The sequence below is a fragment of the Pseudomonas sp. PDNC002 genome, assembly GCF_016919445.1.
Taxonomy (GTDB): Bacteria; Pseudomonadota; Gammaproteobacteria; order Pseudomonadales; family Pseudomonadaceae; genus Pseudomonas.
The window spans coordinates 1,916,666-1,935,084 of record NZ_CP070356.1; the positions used below are offsets into that span (position 1 = coordinate 1,916,666).

Consider the following 18,419-nt stretch of genomic DNA (forward strand, 5'->3'; position numbering starts at 1 on the left):
TAACGACCGCGATTGACGTTCTCAGGGCGGGGTGCAAGTCCCCACCGGCGGTAATGGCGCGCAATGCGTCTAGCCCGCGAGCGCTTGTCCAGACCGGTTCGCCGGACGGACAAGGTCAGCAGACCCGGTGTGATTCCGGGGCCGACGGTCATAGTCCGGATGAAGAGAGAACGGGATAGCCATCGGGGCGTGCCTGTGCGCGTCCGAGAAGTCCCTTCGATCCGATACGCCCTGTTTTTTAACGAAAAACAGGAGTTCGCCTCATGCAATACCTTTCCCTGTTGGTTTCGCGGGCCTTCCGGCCAGCGGCCTTTGCCGTGTGGGAGGCAACATGTTCACCGGCATAATCGAATCCATCGGCACCATCGCTGCCATCACCCCGAAAGGCGGTGACGTGCGCCTGTACGTGAAGACCGGCAAGCTCGACCTCGCCGACGTCAAGCTGGGCGACAGCATCGCGGTCAACGGCATCTGCCTGACCGCGGTCGAGCTGCCCGGCGACGGCTTCTGGGCCGACGTCAGCCGCGAGACCCTGGCGCGCACCGCCTTTGCGCAGCTCAAGATCGGCAGCCGGGTGAACCTGGAAAAAGCCCTGACCCCGACCACCCGCCTGGGCGGCCACCTGGTCAGCGGCCACGTCGACGGCGTCGGCGAGATCGTCAAGCGCGAGGAAAACGCCCGCGCCATCCAGTTCACCGTGCGCGCGCCGCGCGAGCTGGCCAAGTACATCGCGCTCAAGGGCTCGATCACCGTCGACGGCACCAGCCTGACGGTGAACGCGGTCAACGGCGCCGAGTTCGAGCTGACCATCGTCCCGCACACCGTGCAGGAGACGATCATGGCCGACTACCGCGGTGGTCGCCTGGTCAACCTCGAAGTGGACCTGCTGGCGCGCTACCTGGAGCGTCTGCTGCTCGGCGACAAGGCGGCTGAACCCAGCGCCGGCGCCGGCGGCATTACCGAAGCATTCCTGGCCGACAACGGCTTCCTGAAACACTGAAAAGGCTCGTCCCCGTATGGCACTCAACAGCATTGAAGAACTGCTCGACGACATGCGTCAGGGCAAGATGGTCATCCTCATGGATGACGAGGACCGCGAGAACGAAGGCGACCTGATCATCGCCTCGGAGTGTGTCCGCACCGAAGACATCAACTTCATGGCCCGTTTCGCCCGTGGCCTGATCTGCATGCCGATGACCCGCGAGCGCTGCGAGCGCTTAGGGCTCCCGCTGATGGTGCAGCGCAACGGTTCCGGCTTCGGCACCAAGTTCACCGTCTCCATCGAGGCCGCCGAAGGCGTCACCACCGGCATCTCCGCCGCTGACCGCGCCCGCACCGTGCAGGCTGCTGCCGCGAAGAATGCCGTCGCTGCCGACATCGTCAGCCCCGGCCACATCTTCCCGCTGATGTCCCAGCCTGGTGGCGTGCTGGCCCGCGCCGGCCACACCGAAGCCGCCTGCGACCTGGCGCGCATGGCCGGCTTCGAGCCTTCCGGGGTGATCTGCGAGATCATGAACGACGACGGCACCATGGCCCGTCGCCCAGAGCTGGAAGAGTTCGCCCAGCAGCACAACATCAAGATCGGCACCATCGCCGACCTGATCCACTACCGCCTGATCCACGAGCGCACCGTCGAGCGTCTTGCCGAGCAGCCGCTGGACACCGAACTGGGCCAGTTCAACCTGATCACCTACCGCGACTCCGTGGAAGGCGACGTGCACCTGGCGCTGACCCTGGGCAAGATCTGCCCGGAAGAGCCGACCCTGGTGCGCGTGCACAACCCCGACCCGCTGCGCGACCTGCTGATGGTCAACCAGGCGGGCCGCTGGAGCCTGCGCGCAGCCATGGCCAAGGTGGCCGAGGCTGGTGCCGGCGTGGTCCTGTTGCTGGGCCACCAGGTCGGCGGCGACGACCTGCTGGCGCACGTCCGTGAGATCACCAACACCCCGGCGCCGGCGCAGAAACCGACCACCACCTACAGCACCGTGGGTGCCGGTTCGCAGATCCTGCGCGACCTGGGCGTGCGCAAGATGCGCCTGATGTCGGCACCGATGCGCTTCAACGCGATATCCGGTTTCGACCTGGAAGTAGTAGAATATCTGCCCGCTGGCGGGCAGCCCTGATCGCTGCTGCGCTTGGTCAGGCCGCGTTGGAAGCCGCCTCAAAATGCTCATTTACTTCAGTAAACTGCGCTTTTTCGGCGACTTCCGCCTTGCCCGACCTGCGCTCGCGACGCGCTCAGGACTACCCGAATGAACCTCGCCGCCGTGCCCTGGCACGGCGGTGCCGTTCTTCTACCCTATTTGCGGAGCGTCACGCTGACGCTCCGGCTCTTTAACAGTGAGACTTGCCCATGACCCTGAAGACCATCGAAGGTACCTTCATCGCCCCCAAAGGCCGCTTCGCCCTGGTGGTTGGCCGCTTCAACAGCTTCGTGGTGGAAAGCCTGGTGGAAGGCGCCATCGACGCGCTGGTACGCCACGGCGTCGCCCAGAGCGACATCACCGTGATCCGTGCTCCGGGCGCCTTCGAAATCCCGCTGGTCGCGCAGAAAGTCGCCCAGCGTGGTGAGTTCGACGCCATCATCGCCCTCGGCGCGGTGATCCGCGGCGGCACCCCGCACTTCGAATACGTAGCTGGCGAGTGCACCAAGGGCCTGGCGCAGGTTTCCCTGCAGTTCGGCGTGCCGGTCGCCTTCGGCGTGCTGACCGTCGACTCCATCGAACAAGCCATCGAGCGCTCCGGCACCAAGGCCGGCAACAAAGGCGCCGAGGCTGCCCTGTCCGCCCTGGAAATGGTGAGCCTGCTGTCGCAGCTGGAGGCCAAGTGAGCACCCAGGACGGCAACACTCCGGACAACAAGCCCGCGAAACCCGCCAAGCCGAACAAGATCGCCATGCGTCGCAAGGCCCGTAGCCTCGCGGTGCAGGCCCTGTATTCCTGGCAGATGGCTGGCCAGCCGCTCAACGAGATCGAGGCGACCTTCCGTACCGACAACGATTTCAGCGATGTCGACGGTGCCTACTTCCACGAGATCCTGCACGGCGTACCGCGCCTGAAGACCGATCTGGACAAGGAATTCACGCCTTGCCTGGACCGCGCCCTGGATGAGATCGACCCGGTGGAACTGGCCATCCTGCGCCTGGCCACCTACGAGCTGCGCAATCGCCTGGACGTGCCGTACAAGGTCGTCATCAACGAAGGCATCGAGCTGGCCAAGACCTTCGGCGCCACTGACGGACACAAATTCGTCAACGGTGTGCTGGACAAGCTCGCTCCGCGCCTGCGCGCCGCCGAACTTCGGGGCGCCAAGCGCTGAGAACCTGCCCATGATCCTACTGCGAGACCGTGATCGGAGCTCATGCGCTGCTCGGAAGCCTCATTTATGGCTCATAAACTCCGGTTCCTGTGCTGCTCTTCGCTCCGCTGACGGCCTCTCGCTACAGATCCTGAACAGGTTCTGAGCATGGGTGAGTTCGAGCTGATCCGTCGCTACTTCGCCTCGGCCGCCTGTGCGGCCGGCGGCGAGGCAGTGGCCCTGGGAATCGGCGACGACTGCGCGCTCCTCGCGCCCCGCGCCGGCGAACAGCTGGCGATTTCCACCGACACGCTCGTCGTCGGTGTGCATTTTCCCACCGTCTGCGATCCCTTCCTGCTCGGCCAGCGCGCCCTGGCGGTTTCTGCCAGCGACCTGGCGGCCATGGGCGCCTCGCCCATCGGCTTCACCCTTGCCCTGACCCTGCCCGAGGCCGACCCGGCCTGGCTGGAAGGCTTCGCCCGTGGGTTGAACCAGAAGGCGCAGGAATGTGGCCTGGCGTTGATTGGCGGCGACACCACCCGCGGCCCGCTGGCAATGACCGTCACCGTGTTCGGCGGTGTGCCCGCCGGGAAGGCGCTGACCCGCGCTGGTGCGCGGCCGGGCGACCTGCTCTGTGTCGGCGGCCCGCTGGGTGAGGCGGGCGGGGCGTTGCCGCTGGTACTGGGTGAGCTGAGCGCCGAGCCGTCAATCGCCGAGCCGCTGCTGGCGCGCTACTGGTCGCCGCAACCGCAACTGGCGTTCGGCCAGGCGTTGCGCGGCAAGGCATCGGCTGCGCTGGATATCTCCGATGGACTCCTGGCCGATTGCGGGCACATCGCTCGCGCTTCCGCCGTTGCGCTCGTCGTCGAGTCTGAAAAGCTGCCGCCGAGTCCGGCGCTGGAAGCCCTGCTGGGCGCCGAGCGCGCGCTCCAGCTGAAACTGGGCGCCGGCGACGACTATGTCCTGGCGTTCACACTGCCGCCGCAGCACCTGCCGTCTCTTTCCGCGAACTGGCCGCAGCTGTGCGTGGTCGGTAGGGTGGAGGCCGGTTCCGGCGTCCGCGTGCTCGACGGCAACGGCACCGATATCACGCCGCGTCAGGGCGGCTACCTGCATTTCATGGAGTGACCGTGACAGAACACCCCAATCAGGCCCCCGCCCAGCCCGTACCCCATTCGGTATGGCGCAATCCGTGGCATTTCCTGGCCTTCGGCTTCGGCTCCGGCACGCTGCCCAAGGCGCCCGGCACCTGGGGTTCGCTGGTTGCGCTACCCTTCATACCACTCTGGCAGATGCTGCCGGACTGGGGTTACTGGCTGATGCTGGGCGTCACCATGCTGTTCGGCTTCTGGCTGTGCGGCAAGGTCGCCGACGATCTGCGTGTGCACGATCACGAGGGCATCGTCTGGGACGAGATGGTCGGCATGTGGATCACCCTCTGGCTGGTGCCGGAAGGTTGGTGGTGGTTGCTGGTCGGTTTCGTGGTGTTCCGCATTGTCGATATTTCCAAGCCCTGGCCGATCAGCTGGATCGACCGCAACGTCCACGGTGGCGTTGGCATCATGCTGGACGACGTGCTGGCCGGGGTCTTCGCCTGGCTGGTGATGCAAGGCCTGACATGGGGTTGGGCCCACTGGCTGATCTGAGGAAGATCGATGCGCCGACTGCTGTGCCTGCTCCTTTGCCTGTGCTGGCTGCCGGCCGAGGCCGTTGAACCACCCGCCGGCACGCCCAGGGAGATCCGCGTCGCCAGCGAGGTCTGGGTCAACTACACCCAGGCCGATGGCCGTGGTCTGGCGTGGGACATCCTGCGCGCCCTCTATGATCCCGAGGGCGTTCGCGTCACTCCGCGCAGCGAACCCTACGTGCGCTCGGTCGGCCTGGTGCAGCGCGGCGAGGCCGACGCCTGGGTCGGGGCGTACCGTAATGAGATCGAGGACATCATCTACCCGCGCTGGCCTTACGACGTCGATACGATCGGTGCGCTGGGCCTGAAGACCTCGCCATCGCCGACCCTGCCCGCGCTCGACAAGTACCGTCTGGCCTGGATGCGCGGCTATGCCTTCGATCGCTACCTCGACCATCTCCACCAGCGCAACGAGCTGCAGCGCCGCAGCTCGGCGCTGCCGATGCTCGACAGCCACCGCATCGACTACTTCATCGACGCGCGCCCGGAGCTGGAGGAAATGCTCGAAGGCAACGGCGTCGATGCCAGCGTCTACCACATCACCGATGTCGGCACGATTCCCCTGTATCTTGGCTTCGCCAACAATGACCGCGGCCAGGCGCTGGCGAAGCTGTACGACCAGCGCATGCAGGCGCTCTACCGCAGTGGCGAGCTGGAGCGTATCTTCGCCCGCTGGCACTGGCCCTACGCCCCATTGAAACCGCTGCTGCCGCCCAAGGAGTGATCGTCATGCCGCGCCTGTTCGCCCTGCTCTGCCTGTCTCTCTGCGCCCTCGCCGCCACGGCGGCCCCACAGGTGCGGGTGGTGGGGCTGTTCCCCGGTGCCGCGGTACTCAACATCGACGGCCAGCGCAAGCTGCTGAAGATCGGCCAGACCGGCCCGGGAGGCGTGCAACTGCTCAGCGCCGACAGCCACAAGGCGGTGCTGCGTGTCGACGGCGTGGAACAGACCTACGAGCTGGCGCGCGAATACAACAGCGGCGGCTACGCGGCACCGTCGGCTCGCACCGAGATGAGCATCGCCCGCGGCACGGGCGGGCATTACTGGGTTGCCGGAACCATCAACAACCAGAATGCGCAGTTCCTCGTGGACACCGGCGCCACCTCGATCGCGATGAACGAAGGCGAGGCGCGTCGCCTCGGCATCGACTTCCGCGCCATCGGTACGCCGATGATGGCGTCCACCGCCAGCGGCACCGCCAAGGGTTGGCGAGTCGTGCTCAACAGCGTGAAGCTGGGGGGCGTGGAGGTGCTGGGCGTGGAGGCGGCGGTGCTCGAAGGCGACTTCCCCACCGAGATCCTGCTGGGCATGAGCTACCTCAACCGTGTCGGCTGGCGCGAGGAGCAGGGCATCATGTACATCCAGTCCAAGCACTGATCGCCGGCCTTCCATCGATAGCGTCGATGCTTATCTTGCAGAATTCGCAATGACGGTGCGGCCGGCGCTGCTGCTACAATGCCGGTCCTCCTTCCTTAGATAAATCTTTCAGGAGTTTCCGGTGTCTGTCGTTTTCGTCGCCGCCTCCAAGCTGCCCACCCCCTTCGGCGAATTCACCATGCATGGCTTCCTCGACGAGGAGACCGGCAAGGAACATGTCGCCCTGACCATGGGCAAGCTCGACGACGGCCAGCCGGTGCTGGGGCGTCTGCATTCCGAATGCCTCACCGGCGATGCGCTGTTCAGCCTGCGCTGCGACTGCGGTTTCCAGCTCGAGGGCGCGCTGTCGGCCATCGCCAAGGAAGGCCGCGGCGTTCTGCTGTACCTGCGCCAGGAAGGCCGTGGTATCGGTCTGATCAACAAGATCCGTGCCTATGCCCTGCAGGACGAAGGTGCGGATACCGTGGAGGCCAACCTGGCCCTGGGCTTCGGCGCCGACCAGCGTGATTACGCCATGTGCCAGCCGATGCTCAAGCACCTGGGCGTCTGCTCGCTGAAGCTGATGACCAACAACCCGCGTAAGGTGAAGGCGCTGGAAGGCTACGGCCTGACCGTCGCCGAGCGCGTGCCGTTGCAGAAGGGCCTGAACCCGCATAACAAGCGTTACCTGCAGACCAAGGCAGGCAAGCTGGGTCACATGCTGGGCAACATGCATCAGGGTGAAGCCGAGGCCGAGGCTTCCGCTTCGTGAACCGCGCCGCTGCCCGGCGCCGGCTGAATCTGATCTGGTGGCTGCTGTTGGCGCTCGCGCTGGCACCGCAGCACCTGATGCTGGCGCTGGTGGGCGATGCGCCCTGGCCTGAGTCGCTGGCAACACCGGTCTTCGTCGTCGGCCTGCTGTCGATGTTCCTCACCCTGCCTTTGTTCCGCCGCTACAAGCACGCGCTGATTGCCACCGGCAAGGCCCGCGATAGCGCGGAGGAGCCCGCCGCCTGGCAGGCGCTGGGCGCCGCGCAGCGCCGCGGCTCGCTGGTCGGCAGCATTCCGGCCTGGATCGGCGCCCTGGCGGTGCTGGTCGACCTGCATGGCGTGCCGGTCCTGCTGCTGGGCTTCGCCAGCCTGGTCATCCTCTGGCTGTACCGCCTGCCGCGCCAACTGTCCTGATGCGTCGCTTCCTCTGCCTGCTCCTGCTGATCGCCGGTTTCCCCGTTGCGGCGGCGGAGCGGGTGGTCAGCCTGGCGCCCTCGCTTACCGACATGGTCCTCGAACTGGGCGCCGCCGACCGGCTGGCCGGCCTGCTCGATGGCGGGCCGCGTCCGGAGTCTCTGAAAGGCCTGCCGTCCGTCGGCCGCTATGGCCAGGTCAATCTCGAACAGATTCTCGCCCTGCGCCCCGACCTCCTGTTGGTCTGGCCCGGCGCCGTGCCCGACGCCCAGTTGCAGCGCCTGAAGTCCGTGGGTATTCCGGTCTACGTGGCCGACCCGCACCGTCTGGAGGATATCTCCCGGCAGTTCCGCGAACTGGGCGAGCGCCTCGGGCGGGCGGAGAAGGGCCGTGAGTTGGCGCAAGCCTTCGATACGCGCATGGCGCAACTACGTGCGCAGTACCGGCGTGATCAGCCGCTCAAGGTGTTCTACCAGGTGTGGGATCGCCCGCTCTACACCGTGGGTGGTCGGCAGATCATCAGCGAGGCGCTGGAGGTCTGTGGTGGTCGCAACCTGTTCGCTGATCTCGATCTGCCGGCGCCTCAAGTGGGGCAGGAGGCCGTGCTGGCGCGTGATCCGCAAGTGATCCTGGCGGCCAGTGAAGAGCAGTTGCGCACTTGGCGCGGCATGGAGCAACTCAGCGCTACGCGGCTCAAGCAGCTCTGGGTGGTGCCGGATCGCAACCTGGAGAAGCCGAGCTTTGCGATGGTCGATGCCACCGAGAAGCTCTGCCGGTTGCTGGCCGAAGCTAAAGCTCAGTAGAGGGTTTTTCTGGGACCGCGTGCCAGCGCTTCCCCTCACCCCAACCCTCTCCCAGGGGGAGAGGGAGCTGCTCGTGCCGGCTGACACCGTGATATCCCCCTGTACCGAACGGTCCCCTCTCCCTCTGGGAGAGGGTTAGGGTGAGGGCAACCCCGAGCGTCGTAGCCTCGCCGGGAACAAGGAGATCAGAACCCCTCCAGCACAATCTTGCCCTTGGCCGTGTTGCTCTCCAGCAGCGCGTGGGCGCGGCGCAGGTTGGCGGCGTCGATCTTGCCGAAGTGCTCGCCCAGCGTGGTCTTCAGCACGCCACTGTCGATCAGCCCGGCCACCCGTTGCAGCAGCTTGTGCTGCTCGATCATGTCGTCGGTCTGGAACATCGAGCGGGTGTACATGAACTCCCAGTGCAGCGACAGGCTCTTCTGCTTGAGCAGGCGCACGTCGAGGTTCTCCGGGTCGTCGATCAGCGCGAGGCGGCCCTGCGGGCGCAGGCTGGCGACGATTTCGGCCAGATGCTGCTCGGTCTGGTTCAGGCTGGCCACGTGGGTGACTTCGCCGATGCCGATGCGCTTGAGTTCTTCGCTCAGCGGCTTGCGGTGATCGATCACATGATGCGCGCCGAGATTGCGGACCCATTCCTGGGTTTCCGGGCGCGAGGCGGTGCCGATCACGGTCAGGCCGGTGAGTTGGCGTGCCAGCTGGGTGAGGATCGAGCCGACACCGCCAGCGGCGCCGACGATCAGCAGGCTCTGGCCCTTGCTGGCGCTGCCCTCGGCCACCTGCAGGCGGTCGAACAGCAGTTCCCAGGCGGTGATGGTGGTCAGCGGCAGGGCGGCGGCGTGGGCAAAGTCCAGGCTCTTGGGCATGGCGCCGACGATGCGCTCGTCCACCAGTTGCAGCTCGGCATTGCTGCCGGGGCGGGTCAGGTCGCCGGCGTACCAGACCTTGTCGCCCGGCTTGAACAGGCTGACTTCGCTGCCCACCGCACGGACCACGCCGGCGGCGTCCCAGCCGAGCACCTTGTACTGGCCTTCGGCGGGCTGGGCGCGCTGGCGCACCTTGGTGTCCACCGGGTTGACGGAGATGGCGCGCACTTCCACCAGCAGGTCGCGGGGGCCGGGCGTGGGCTCGGGCAACTGGATGTCGAGCAGGGAGTTGGCGTCGCTGCTGGGCAGGCTCTGGGTGTAGCCGATGGCTTTCATGGGGATTCCTATTCGCTTTGGACGATCAGTCGATGCGGTTCATCAGGCGGATATCGAGTTCCGCCAGGTCAGGTTCGGCGGCCTTCACGAAGGCCTGGAAGTGCGGGCTGGCCTCGTGCTCGGCCAGGGCCTCCTCGTCGCGCCACTGCTCGATCATGTAGATCAGCTCGGCGTCCTTGATGTCACGGTGCAGGTCGTACTGCAGGCAGCCGGCCTCGGCGCGGGACGGCGCGAGCATGCCGTGCAGGCGATCCTGCAGGCTGTCGGCGCGGCCGGGCTTGGCGCGAATGATGGCGATCAGGGTCAGGCTCATCCGGAGTCTCTCCAGGTGCGTTGAAGGTGAAGGCATGCTGCTCTCTTTCGTCAGCGAGAAAAACCGCGTAAGTAGAGAGTCTCTTTCAAAGGATTTTTGAAAATGCTGCGTTTCGACGACCTGCAGATCTTCGTCCGCACCGCCGAGCGCGGCAGCCTCTCCGCCGCCGCCCGTGAGCTGGAGCTGTCACCGGCCGTGGCCAGCGCCGCGCTCAAACGCCTGGAAAACGAGCTGGACGTGCGCCTGTTCGCCCGCTCCACCCGCAGCCTGCGCCTGACCGCCGAGGGCGAGCTGTACCTGGCCCACGCCCGCGCCGCGATACAGAGCCTGGACGATGGGCGCCAGCTGCTGGCCGGCGGCAAGAGCGAGATTGCCGGCAATTTCCAGGTCTCGGCGCCGTCGGATTTTGGCCGCAACGTGCTGTTGCCCTGGCTCGACGAATTCCAGGCGCAGCATCCGCGGATGAACCTGCGCCTACTGATCAGCGACCGCCAGGCCGATCTCTATCGGCAACCGGTGGACGTGGCGTTCCGACTCGGTTTGCCGGGAGATTCGAACCTGGTGGCGCTGCCGCTGGCCCCGGACAACCGCCGCGTGCTCTGCGCCGCGCCCGAGTACTTCGCCCGCCACGGCAAGCCGACACACCCGGACGAGCTGCAAAAGCACAACTGCCTGCTGTACATGCTCGGCGGGCGCGCCCACGAGCGCTGGCGCTTCAGCGACAGCCGCAAGCAGCACGAAGTGACCGTGCGCGGCGACCGCCTCTGTGACGACGCCGACGTGGTGCGGCGCTGGGCCGTGGCGGGGCAGGGGCTGGTGTACAAGTCCTGGCTGGACGTGGCGGCGGACGTGCGTGCCGGGCGGCTTGAAGTGGCGTTGGCAGACTATCTGGGCGAAGCCACCCCGATGAACCTATTCTGCACCCACCGCGCACAGCTGAGCCGGGCGGTGACCCAGCTGCGCGAGTTCGTCCAGTTGCGCTGCGCCGAACTGATGCGCGAGCGCCCCTGGGTCTGACGTCGGGTCAGAGCGGCGTGTAGCGGTGGATGGCCGACGACAGGCCCCAGGCGCTGGCCACCGCCAGCAGCACCAAGGCGGTCGGCAGCAGGCTCCACCAGATGCGCGGCGCCAGGGCCGGCAACTCGATGCGGCGTTGGCTTATCCACAGGCTGGCGGCGCAGACCGAGGCGCCGAGCAGGGCGCCGGCGATGATGTCGCTGGGCCAGTGCGCGCCGAGGTAGACGCGGGACATCGCGATGCTGGCCGCCGGAATCACCGCCAGCAGCATCCAGGTCAGGCGTACGCGCGGGGACTTCTCCCGGCTGGCCAGCACCCCGAGCACCAGGAAGAACGCGAAGGATGCCGAGCTGTGCCCGCTGGGCATGCTGAAGGCGGACAGCGGATCGGCGATCACTTCCGGCCGGGCGCGACCGAAGAAGTGCTTGAGCGTGGTATTGAGCAGCGCCGTGCCGACCATGGTGCCGGCGGCGAAGAAGGCGTGGCGCCACAGCCGCAGCGCGGCCAGCAGCACTGCCAGCAGCGCGCCGGCGATGAACTGGGTGCGGAAGTCGCCGACGCGGGTGACCGCCACCATCACATGGTCCAGCCAGGCGTGGCGGTGTTCCTGCACCAGCGCCATCAGGCCCTTGTCCAGGGCATCCAGATAGGGCCAGCCGATCAGCATCCCCAGCAGCAGGGCGAAGCAGCCGATGGCGCCGATCAGCGGGGCATTGCGCTCCTTGCGCAACTCAGCGTGGATCACCAGCGCGAGCACGGCTGCCAGGCACGCCGCGACCACGCCGGCCTCCGGCCAGAAGCCTTCCGGCAGCGGCAGGCGCATGGCCGCGCCGGTGGCCCAGCCGGGCACCAGGTAGGCAATGGACCAGCCGGCGGCAGCCACGATCGAGACTGCCAGGAAGCGCCCGAAGGGCATGTCGAGCATGCCGGCAATCATCGGCAGGAAGGGCCGCAGCGCCCCGATGAAACGGCCGACCAGCAAGCTTGCCACGCCATAGCGGTGGAAGAACCCTTCCGCGCTGGCCATCCATTCCGGATGGTGGCGCAGCACCGGCAAGCGGCGGATGTCCTGGTGGAAGTGGCGACCGATCCAGTAGGACGACAGGTCGCCCAGCAGGCCGCCGAAGAACGCCAATGCCAGGGTTTCCCCCAGCCCCAGGGCGCCGCTGCCGGCCAGCACGGCGATGGCGAAGAGCATCACCACGCCGGGCAGGATGATGCCGATGATGGCGGCGCACTCGAGGAAGGCGACCAGGAACAGGACCAGGGCGAGCCATTGCGGATGGGTGGCCATCCAGGTGTTGAAGGCGGCGAGATCGATCATCGGAAGGTGGCGTCCTGGGTTCCGAGCAGGTGGTAGTCATGGCCTTCGACCTGTCCACGGCGCAGTGGGTTGCGCGTGCAGAAGGGCGCGAAGGTGGCATCGACGAAGCGGTATTGCAGGTGCTCGTCGCGGCCGTGAGGAATGCCCAGGCGCGCGGCCTGGATAACTTGCGAGGGTGTCTCGCCGATATCGTCGACGAACAGGCGCTGCGGGTCGAAGCGCTGGGCGTCCCACTCCGGCACTTTCAGGCCCATCGCGCGGCAGAGCAGGGTCTGGCCATTGCACAGCTTGCCCAGCGGGCGCTCGCTGCCATCGGCGGCGGGGTTGAGCCGGCGCATGGCGGCCAGTGATTCGTCACTGGAGATGCGGTCCATCCAGGGGTGCCCGGACTTGATCAGTACGGCATTGCCCGCGCCGCCGGCGCTGAAGTTCAGCGAGTCGCCGCCGCGCGCGTAATACATGTAGATGTGCCCGCCATCGAGGAACAGCGCCTTGCGCTTCTCGGTGTAACCGAGCGATGCGTGGCTGCCTTTCTCGGCCAGGTAATAGGCTTCGGTTTCGATGATCCGCGCGGAGAGCCACAGGTCGCCGACCCGGTGGCGGATCACCTTGCCCAGCAGTTCGCGGGCGACGGTCAGGGCGTCGCGGTTGAAGAAGGCGTCCGGCAGCGGGTTCGCATCGGGCCAGGGCAAACTTAGGTTGGGTTCGGCGGGCATCGGATTGTCGCGGTTCTCGGGCCGGTCTTAGGCTGGGGAATCATAACAACAAGATTCTTAAGCATGGCTGAACGGATCCGGGCCGACAGCGCCCACATTACCCCCAGCGCGCACTACACCGGTTACGTCTGGTATCGCCACCAGTTGGCCGATCCGGCCTTCGCCACGGCGTTCGGCCGCTGGGTGCACGGCTGCGTGGCGCCGATCAACTGGGGCGCGCGGGTCGGCTTCGGGCTGAATATCGAAGACTTCCTGTTACAACGTCACCTGCTGATCGATGCCCGGCTGACCCAGGCCATCGAGCTGCGCGGGGTGACCCAGGTAGTCGAGATCGCCTGTGGCTTGTCGCCCCGAGGCCGGCGTTTCCGTCAGCGCTATCCCCAGTTGACTTACCTGGAGGCCGATCTGCCGCCCATGGCCGCGCGCAAGTCCGCGCTGCTGCAGGAGCAGGGCTGGCTCGACGGCAAGCACCGCGTGCGGCCTGTGGATATCCTTGCCGAAGACGGCGAGCAGAGCCTTGCCGCGCTGCTCTCTGGCCTCGATCCGGATCGGCCGGTGGTGGTGATCACCGAAGGACTGGTGAATTACTTCCAGCGTCCGGTGATCGAGGGCTTCTGGCGCCGGCTGGCCGCAGCGCTGCGGGTGTTCCCGGAAGCGACCTACTTGACCGAACTCTATCCCGACCTGCGCGAACACCCGCGCTACCGGCAGATCCGCTGGGGCGTCGGGTTGATCGGCAAGCTGACGCGGGGCGGCTACCCGCTGCATTACCGCAGCGCCGCGGAAATCGAGCAGGCGTTCGTTGGTTTCGGGTTTGGCCGGGTGGGCGTGCTTGATCCGCAGGTGGATGGGATGGGGCTGGGGTTGCCGAAGGGGCGGATGCCGAGTCTGGTGCGGGTGATCGAGGCGCGGGTGTAGTTTCCGAGGTGTCGGTTCGCGAGCAAGGGCCAGGCGTCCCCCGCGATCCTACAAAAGCGCCGCTGCCACTTATCCGGGAGCCGGTAGGGGCGAGCATGCTCGCGAACAAGCGATCTTCGCGCAGTCCATCAATTCGGTGCCGCAGCTTTCCCCTCACCCTAACCCTCTCCCTGGGGGAGAGGGGACTGACATGGCATCCAGCGGAGCATTGGCGTTTCAGGTCAGCTCCGAACTGCCCCCTCTCCCTCAGGGAGAGGGCAGGGGTGAGGGAGGCCCGAGCACGAAAGAGTCAAGCCGCACACGCCCCCTGCTGCATCGGCACCACCATCGCAGCCAGCGCTGCGCTGGCCTGCGGGTTACCGTGGGCGAAGATGAACGCCAGCCCGTCCGCCGTGTAGCGCAGTGGCAGGATATCCAGTTCGGGCAACCCGGCAGCGGCGAGCTTCCAGCCGCGCGAAGGGCGATCAATTGGCAGCTCGACGCGAATCAGTCCACCGAAATAGCCCAGCTCCGCCAGCTCGCAGCGCCATTCGCCGCCCTCGCCGTTCCTTAGCACCGCGCGCGTGTCGGCCGGCGCCAGGCGCGGCTCGAAGCGGCGTTCCAGGTGCAGCAACTGCTGGCGTTGGAAACGCGTGCTACCCGCAGCGTTGCGCGGTAGTGGCTCGCCCCGCAGGAAGGGGCCGTAAAGCCGCGCACAGGCGTCACGGCGTTCGAACTGGGCGAGATGGTCGGCGTTGTGGATCAGGGCGAACTCCGCATCGGTGCAGGCGTGGGCGAACTCGGCGTGTTCCCACGGCTGGGTGAAATGGTCGTACTCGCCGGCCAGCACCAGGGTTGGGCACTGCGGGTGGCGGTCGAAGCCGCCAAAGGCCAGCAGGCGCTGGCTGTTCTGCCGGTAGCGCTCGATCTCGCCGGGTGTCAGGCGCTGCAACTGGCGCAGAAGGGCCTTGCGGAACACTGGAGAGACGCCGGTATCGCCAAGCCGCAACGGGTTGATCAGGCCAGTCAGCACGCCGTGGGCGAAGGGTTCCTGCTCGCCCAGCTCCAGGCGCGCCAGGGCTTCGACCAGCAGGGCGCGTGCGCCGGGGCGGCCGAAGGCGGTGATGCCGGCCAGCAGCAGACGGCCGCAGCGCGCCGGGTGGCGCGCTGCGAACAGCGCGGCGAGGGCCGAGCCGTAGGACAGCCCGATGGGCATCAGCGGCGGCAATTGCAGGTGTTCGGCGAAGGCGGCAATCAGGTCGGCGAGATCTTCCAGGCTCAGCTGTGGCGCGAGTTGCAGGTTGCCGCCCTGGCTGGGCAGGTCGAGGAGGATCACCGGGTGCCCGGCAAGCAGCTCGGAAACCTCGCTGGCGAAGGAGCGGAAGCTCTGGAACGCGCCTCCCAGCAGCAAGACCGGCGGTCGCGGGTCGTCCTCCCGGGAGGAAAACGCCTGGTAATGCAGTTGCCAACCGTCCAGGTCGAGCACCGCCGGGGCGGCGGTCAGGGCCTGGGCGCTGTAATCGGTGCGATAGCGCATGGCAGTTCTCCGGCGGTGGGTCGCCTCTTGTTGTTCTTCCCTGGCGTGAGTCCCTGGCATGCGAGCACTGCGGGGGCAATTAGCCATGCTTGCAAGGTAAACAGCGGATACGAATTTGGTTACCCAACCTTCGGGCGGCGGAGCGGGCGACGGACCGGCAGGTGTAACCGTTTGGCCGATGCGGCGGGGCATGCAAGGGGATTGGCGTTACGCGAAGCGCGCCGCTGACCGGCGGGCTGCTGTGGCTGGCCGCTGAGGGGGCGCTCCCGCTATACTTGCGCATTTCCCTCACGCAGACGCGTTTGATCATGACCGAGTCCGTTCTCGACTATATGAGCCGCCTGGGCCGCGCCGCCCGTGAAGCGTCGCGCGTTGTCGCGCGCGCCACGACCGCGCAGAAGAACCAAGCCCTGCTGGCCGCAGCCGATGCCCTGGACGCCGCCCGCGCCCAGCTGACCGAAGCCAACGAGCAGGATCTGGCCAATGGCCGTGCCAATGGTCTGGAGCCAGCCATGCTGGACCGCCTGGCCCTGACTCCGGCGCGCATCGATGACATGATCGAGGGCCTGCGCCAGGTCGCCACGCTGCCGGACCCGATCGGCGAGATCCGCGACATGCGCTACGTGCCGTCCGGTATCCAGCTGGGCAAGATGCGCGTGCCGCTGGGCGTGGTGGGGATCATCTACGAATCCCGTCCGAACGTGACCATCGACGCCGCCAGCCTGTGCCTGAAGTCGGGCAACGCCACCATCCTGCGCGGCGGCTCCGAGGCGATCCATTCCAACCAGGCCATTGCTGCCTGCATCCAGACCGGCCTGGCCAAGGCCGGCCTGCCGGCCAGCGTCGTGCAGGTGGTGGAAACCACTGACCGCGCCGCCGTCGGCGCGCTGATCACCATGCCCGAGTACGTGGACGTCATCGTTCCGCGCGGTGGCAAGGGCCTGATCGAGCGCATCAGCCGTGACGCCAAGGTCCCGGTGATCAAGCACCTGGACGGCATCTGCCACGTCTACATCGACGTCGCCGCCGACCTCGACAAGGCGATCCGCGTCGCCGATAACGCCAAGACCCAGCGCTACGCGCCGTGCAACACCATGGAAACGCTGCTGGTGCACGCCGGCATCGCCGACCGCGTGCTGCCGCCGCTGGCCGCCATCTACCGCGACAAGGGCGTGGAGCTGCGCGGCGACGCCGCCACCCGCGCACTGCTGGGCGCCGATGTGCTGGAAGCCACCGAGGAAGACTGGCGCACCGAATACAATGCGCCGATCCTGTCGATCCGTATCGTCGACGGCCTGGACCAGGCCATCGAGCACATCAACACCTACGGCTCGCAACACACCGACGCGATCATCACCGAGAACTTCACCGATGCCCGCCGCTTCCTCACCGAAGTGGACTCGGCCTCGGTCATGGTCAACGCCTCCACCCGCTTCGCCGATGGCTTCGAGTACGGCCTGGGCGCGGAGATCGGCATTTCCACCGACAAGCTGCACGCCCGCGGTCCGGTCGGCCTGGAAGGCCTGACCAGCGAGAAATACGTGGTCTTCGGCGACGGACACGTGCGCACCTGATGAAGAAAGCGCGTCCCCGGCGGATCGGTCTGTTCGGCGGCACCTTCGATCCGGTGCACATTGGCCACCTGCGCAGCGCGCTGGAGATGGCCGAGCAGTTCGAGTTCGACGAGTTGCGCGTGATGCCCAACTTCCGCCCGCCTCATCGCGACACCCCCCAGGTGCTGCCCGCGCAGCGGCTGGCAATGGTCGAACTGGCGGTGGCCGGTGTGGCCCCGCTGGTGGTCGACGACCGCGAGCTGAAACGTGACAAACCCTCCTACACCATCGACACCCTGGAGTCGCTGCGTGGGGAACTGGATGAGCAGGACCAGTTGTTCCTGCTGGTCGGCTGGGACGCTTTCTGCGGCCTGCCGACCTGGCATCGCTGGGAAGAGTTGCTGGAGCACAGTCATATCGTCGTGCTGCAGCGCCCGGATGCCGACAGCGAGCCGCCGCAAGACCTGCGCGACCTGCTGGCGGCGCGCAGTGTTGCCGACCCGAAGGCGATGACCGGCCCCGCCGGGCAGATCACCTTCGTCTGGCAGACGCCGCTTGCAGTTTCCGCCACGCAGATCCGCCAACTCCTGTCGCAGGGGCGCTCGGTGCGCTACCTGGTGCCGGATGCGGTATTGAACTATATCGAGGCGCACGGCCTGTACCAGGCGCCCCACTGAACAAGTCAGAGAGTCATTCAATGCAAACCGAACAACTGGTCGAACTGACCATCGCCGCCCTGGAAGATCTCAAGGCGCAGGACATCACCGTCATCGACGTGCGCGAGAAGACCAGCATCACCGACGTCATGGTCATCGCCACCGGCGCCTCCAGCCGTCAGGTCAAGTCGCTGGCCGACAACGTACTGGAGAAGGTCAAGGAACAGGGCGTGCGCCCGATCGGCAGCGAAGGCCAGGAAGGCGGCGAGTGGGTCCTGATCGACCTCGCCAACGTCGTGGTCCACGTCATGCAGCCGGCTACCCGCCAGTTCTACGACCTGGAGCGCCTGTGGCAGGGCGCCGAGCAGAGCCGCGCGTCCCACAGCGCCGAGTAAGCCTGTCGTGCGTCTGCGTCTGATCGCGGTCGGCTCGCGCATGCCGCGCTGGGTGGAAGAGGGCTGGCAGGAGTACGTCAAGCGCCTGCCCTCGGAGCTGTCCCTGGAACTGGTGGAAATTCCGTTGAACACGCGCGGCAAGAATGCCGACGTGGCGCGGCTGATCCGCCAGGAAGGCGAGGCCATGCTGAGCAAGGTCCAGCCCGGGGAACGCATCGTCACCCTCGAAGTCGAAGGCAAGCCCTGGAGCACCCCCCAGCTGGCGCAGGAGCTCGACCGCTGGCGCCTGGACGCGCGCACCGTCAACCTCATGGTCGGCGGGCCGGAAGGCCTGGCGCCGGAGGTCTGCGCGCGCAGCGAGCAGCGCTGGTCACTGTCGCCGCTGACCCTGCCGCACCCGCTGGTGCGTATCCTGGTTGGCGAACAGATCTACCGCGCCTGGACGGTTCTGTCCGGGCACCCTTACCACAAGTAGTCGTAGCCG

22 protein-coding genes and 1 riboswitch are annotated in these 18,419 nt (G+C 66.8%); of the genes, 17 read left to right on the top strand and 5 right to left on the bottom strand.

The annotated features are described in order from the left end of the window. The first annotated feature begins 13 nt into the window (after positions 1-13). A riboswitch (FMN riboswitch) is annotated at positions 14-176 on the top strand. Positions 177-331: 155 nt separating this feature from the next. From JVX91_RS08930 to JVX91_RS08980, 11 genes are all read left to right on the top strand, one after another. Further along, positions 332-1,000 (top strand): riboflavin synthase, encoded by a 669-nt coding sequence (locus JVX91_RS08930; RefSeq protein WP_205338905.1) that lies wholly within the window; start codon positions 332-334, stop codon positions 998-1,000. Between the two features lie 16 nt (positions 1,001-1,016). After that, a complete protein-coding gene (ribBA, locus tag JVX91_RS08935; RefSeq protein ID WP_205338906.1) occupies positions 1,017-2,123 on the top strand; it encodes a bifunctional 3,4-dihydroxy-2-butanone-4-phosphate synthase/GTP cyclohydrolase II in 1,107 nt (368 codons plus the stop codon). A gap of 230 nt (positions 2,124-2,353) precedes the next feature. Then, the gene (gene ribE, locus JVX91_RS08940) at positions 2,354-2,830 is read left to right on the top strand and encodes a 6,7-dimethyl-8-ribityllumazine synthase (protein ID WP_015475395.1); all 477 of its coding nucleotides are present in this window, start codon (positions 2,354-2,356) and stop codon (positions 2,828-2,830) included. A gap of 65 nt (positions 2,831-2,895) precedes the next feature. Beyond that, entirely contained in the window at positions 2,896-3,318 is a 423-nt protein-coding gene (gene nusB, locus JVX91_RS08945) for a transcription antitermination factor NusB (protein WP_240201762.1), read from the top strand. A 147-nt stretch (positions 3,319-3,465) separates the two neighbouring features. Further along, a complete protein-coding gene (gene thiL / locus JVX91_RS08950) occupies positions 3,466-4,425 on the top strand; it encodes a thiamine-phosphate kinase (protein ID WP_205338908.1) in 960 nt (319 codons plus the stop codon). 2 nt (positions 4,426-4,427) lie between these two features. Further along, a complete protein-coding gene (locus JVX91_RS08955; protein ID WP_045215177.1) occupies positions 4,428-4,943 on the top strand; it encodes a phosphatidylglycerophosphatase A in 516 nt (171 codons plus the stop codon). A 9-nt stretch (positions 4,944-4,952) separates the two neighbouring features. Next, the gene (locus JVX91_RS08960; RefSeq protein ID WP_205338909.1) at positions 4,953-5,708 is read left to right on the top strand and encodes a transporter substrate-binding domain-containing protein; all 756 of its coding nucleotides are present in this window, start codon (positions 4,953-4,955) and stop codon (positions 5,706-5,708) included. Between the two features lie 5 nt (positions 5,709-5,713). After that, positions 5,714-6,361, top strand: a complete 648-nt coding sequence (locus JVX91_RS08965; RefSeq protein ID WP_205338910.1) for a TIGR02281 family clan AA aspartic protease — start codon at positions 5,714-5,716, stop codon at positions 6,359-6,361. A 121-nt stretch (positions 6,362-6,482) separates the two neighbouring features. Then, a complete protein-coding gene (ribA, locus tag JVX91_RS08970; RefSeq protein ID WP_205338911.1) occupies positions 6,483-7,112 on the top strand; it encodes a GTP cyclohydrolase II in 630 nt (209 codons plus the stop codon). Continuing rightward, complete coding sequence (locus tag JVX91_RS08975) at positions 7,109-7,525, top strand: MFS transporter (protein ID WP_205338912.1); 417 nt, start codon at positions 7,109-7,111, stop codon at positions 7,523-7,525. Before ribA ends, JVX91_RS08975 begins: the two co-directional genes overlap by 4 nt. After that, the gene (locus JVX91_RS08980; RefSeq protein ID WP_205338913.1) at positions 7,525-8,328 is read left to right on the top strand and encodes a cobalamin-binding protein; all 804 of its coding nucleotides are present in this window, start codon (positions 7,525-7,527) and stop codon (positions 8,326-8,328) included. Before JVX91_RS08975 ends, JVX91_RS08980 begins: the two co-directional genes overlap by 1 nt. 185 nt (positions 8,329-8,513) lie before the next feature. Here the strand turns inward: JVX91_RS08980 and JVX91_RS08985 are convergent, their stop codons facing one another. Beyond that, complete coding sequence (locus JVX91_RS08985) at positions 8,514-9,527, bottom strand: zinc-binding alcohol dehydrogenase family protein (RefSeq protein WP_205338914.1); 1,014 nt, start codon at positions 9,525-9,527, stop codon at positions 8,514-8,516. Between the two features lie 25 nt (positions 9,528-9,552). After that, positions 9,553-9,840, bottom strand: a complete 288-nt coding sequence (locus tag JVX91_RS08990) for a putative quinol monooxygenase (protein WP_205338915.1) — start codon at positions 9,838-9,840, stop codon at positions 9,553-9,555. A gap of 102 nt (positions 9,841-9,942) precedes the next feature. On the opposite strand from JVX91_RS08990, the gene JVX91_RS08995 reads away from it, so the two are divergent. Further along, a complete protein-coding gene (locus tag JVX91_RS08995; protein ID WP_205338916.1) occupies positions 9,943-10,857 on the top strand; it encodes a LysR family transcriptional regulator in 915 nt (304 codons plus the stop codon). A gap of 7 nt (positions 10,858-10,864) precedes the next feature. Here the strand turns inward: JVX91_RS08995 and JVX91_RS09000 are convergent, their stop codons facing one another. Together JVX91_RS09000 and JVX91_RS09005 are read right to left on the bottom strand one after the other, a co-directional pair. Next, positions 10,865-12,181 carry a bifunctional DedA family/phosphatase PAP2 family protein gene (locus tag JVX91_RS09000; RefSeq protein WP_205338917.1) on the bottom strand — a complete coding sequence of 439 codons (1,317 nt, stop codon included), beginning with the start codon at positions 12,179-12,181 and terminating at the stop codon, positions 10,865-10,867. Next, a complete protein-coding gene (locus JVX91_RS09005) occupies positions 12,178-12,897 on the bottom strand; it encodes a DNA-3-methyladenine glycosylase (RefSeq protein ID WP_205338918.1) in 720 nt (239 codons plus the stop codon). Before JVX91_RS09005 ends, JVX91_RS09000 begins: the two co-directional genes overlap by 4 nt. A 63-nt stretch (positions 12,898-12,960) precedes the next feature. On the opposite strand from JVX91_RS09005, the gene JVX91_RS09010 reads away from it, so the two are divergent. Beyond that, positions 12,961-13,815 carry a class I SAM-dependent methyltransferase gene (locus tag JVX91_RS09010; RefSeq protein ID WP_205338919.1) on the top strand — a complete coding sequence of 285 codons (855 nt, stop codon included), beginning with the start codon at positions 12,961-12,963 and terminating at the stop codon, positions 13,813-13,815. 289 nt (positions 13,816-14,104) lie between these two features. Here the strand turns inward: JVX91_RS09010 and JVX91_RS09015 are convergent, their stop codons facing one another. Beyond that, on the bottom strand, positions 14,105-15,331 hold the full coding sequence (locus JVX91_RS09015; protein ID WP_205338920.1) for an alpha/beta hydrolase: 1,227 nt from the start codon (positions 15,329-15,331) through the stop codon (positions 14,105-14,107). Positions 15,332-15,639: 308 nt separating this feature from the next. Between JVX91_RS09015 and JVX91_RS09020 the strand changes: the two genes are divergently transcribed. From JVX91_RS09020 to rlmH, 4 genes are read left to right on the top strand one after another with little or no spacing between them, the layout of a single operon-like run. Next, on the top strand, positions 15,640-16,905 hold the full coding sequence (locus JVX91_RS09020) for a glutamate-5-semialdehyde dehydrogenase (protein WP_169888479.1): 1,266 nt from the start codon (positions 15,640-15,642) through the stop codon (positions 16,903-16,905). After that, the gene (gene nadD, locus JVX91_RS09025) at positions 16,905-17,561 is read left to right on the top strand and encodes a nicotinate-nucleotide adenylyltransferase (protein ID WP_205338921.1); all 657 of its coding nucleotides are present in this window, start codon (positions 16,905-16,907) and stop codon (positions 17,559-17,561) included. Before JVX91_RS09020 ends, nadD begins: the two co-directional genes overlap by 1 nt. 20 nt (positions 17,562-17,581) lie before the next feature. Next, positions 17,582-17,935 carry a ribosome silencing factor gene (rsfS, locus tag JVX91_RS09030; protein ID WP_024763994.1) on the top strand — a complete coding sequence of 118 codons (354 nt, stop codon included), beginning with the start codon at positions 17,582-17,584 and terminating at the stop codon, positions 17,933-17,935. Positions 17,936-17,942: 7 nt separating this feature from the next. Further along, positions 17,943-18,410, top strand: a complete 468-nt coding sequence (rlmH, locus tag JVX91_RS09035) for a 23S rRNA (pseudouridine(1915)-N(3))-methyltransferase RlmH (RefSeq protein WP_205338922.1) — start codon at positions 17,943-17,945, stop codon at positions 18,408-18,410. The last annotated feature ends 9 nt before the right edge of the window (positions 18,411-18,419 follow it).

Coding starts and splice junctions, on each gene's coding strand:
- thiL (WP_205338908.1), top strand. CDS start 3,466: ATGGGTGAGTTCGAGCTGATCCGTCGCTACTTCGCCTCGGCCGCCTGT.
- JVX91_RS09015 (WP_205338920.1), bottom strand. CDS start 15,331: ATGCGCTATCGCACCGATTACAGCGCCCAGGCCCTGACCGCCGCCCCG.
- JVX91_RS09010 (WP_205338919.1), top strand. CDS start 12,961: ATGGCTGAACGGATCCGGGCCGACAGCGCCCACATTACCCCCAGCGCG.
- JVX91_RS08965 (WP_205338910.1), top strand. CDS start 5,714: ATGCCGCGCCTGTTCGCCCTGCTCTGCCTGTCTCTCTGCGCCCTCGCC.
- nusB (WP_240201762.1), top strand. CDS start 2,896: ATGCGTCGCAAGGCCCGTAGCCTCGCGGTGCAGGCCCTGTATTCCTGG.
- JVX91_RS08990 (WP_205338915.1), bottom strand. CDS start 9,840: ATGAGCCTGACCCTGATCGCCATCATTCGCGCCAAGCCCGGCCGCGCC.
- JVX91_RS09020 (WP_169888479.1), top strand. CDS start 15,640: ATGACCGAGTCCGTTCTCGACTATATGAGCCGCCTGGGCCGCGCCGCC.
- ribE (WP_015475395.1), top strand. CDS start 2,354: ATGACCCTGAAGACCATCGAAGGTACCTTCATCGCCCCCAAAGGCCGC.
- nadD (WP_205338921.1), top strand. CDS start 16,905: ATGAAGAAAGCGCGTCCCCGGCGGATCGGTCTGTTCGGCGGCACCTTC.
- rsfS (WP_024763994.1), top strand. CDS start 17,582: ATGCAAACCGAACAACTGGTCGAACTGACCATCGCCGCCCTGGAAGAT.
- JVX91_RS08995 (WP_205338916.1), top strand. CDS start 9,943: ATGCTGCGTTTCGACGACCTGCAGATCTTCGTCCGCACCGCCGAGCGC.
- JVX91_RS09000 (WP_205338917.1), bottom strand. CDS start 12,181: ATGATCGATCTCGCCGCCTTCAACACCTGGATGGCCACCCATCCGCAA.
- JVX91_RS08980 (WP_205338913.1), top strand. CDS start 7,525: ATGCGTCGCTTCCTCTGCCTGCTCCTGCTGATCGCCGGTTTCCCCGTT.
- JVX91_RS08985 (WP_205338914.1), bottom strand. CDS start 9,527: ATGAAAGCCATCGGCTACACCCAGAGCCTGCCCAGCAGCGACGCCAAC.
- JVX91_RS08930 (WP_205338905.1), top strand. CDS start 332: ATGTTCACCGGCATAATCGAATCCATCGGCACCATCGCTGCCATCACC.
- JVX91_RS08960 (WP_205338909.1), top strand. CDS start 4,953: ATGCGCCGACTGCTGTGCCTGCTCCTTTGCCTGTGCTGGCTGCCGGCC.
- ribBA (WP_205338906.1), top strand. CDS start 1,017: ATGGCACTCAACAGCATTGAAGAACTGCTCGACGACATGCGTCAGGGC.
- JVX91_RS09005 (WP_205338918.1), bottom strand. CDS start 12,897: ATGCCCGCCGAACCCAACCTAAGTTTGCCCTGGCCCGATGCGAACCCG.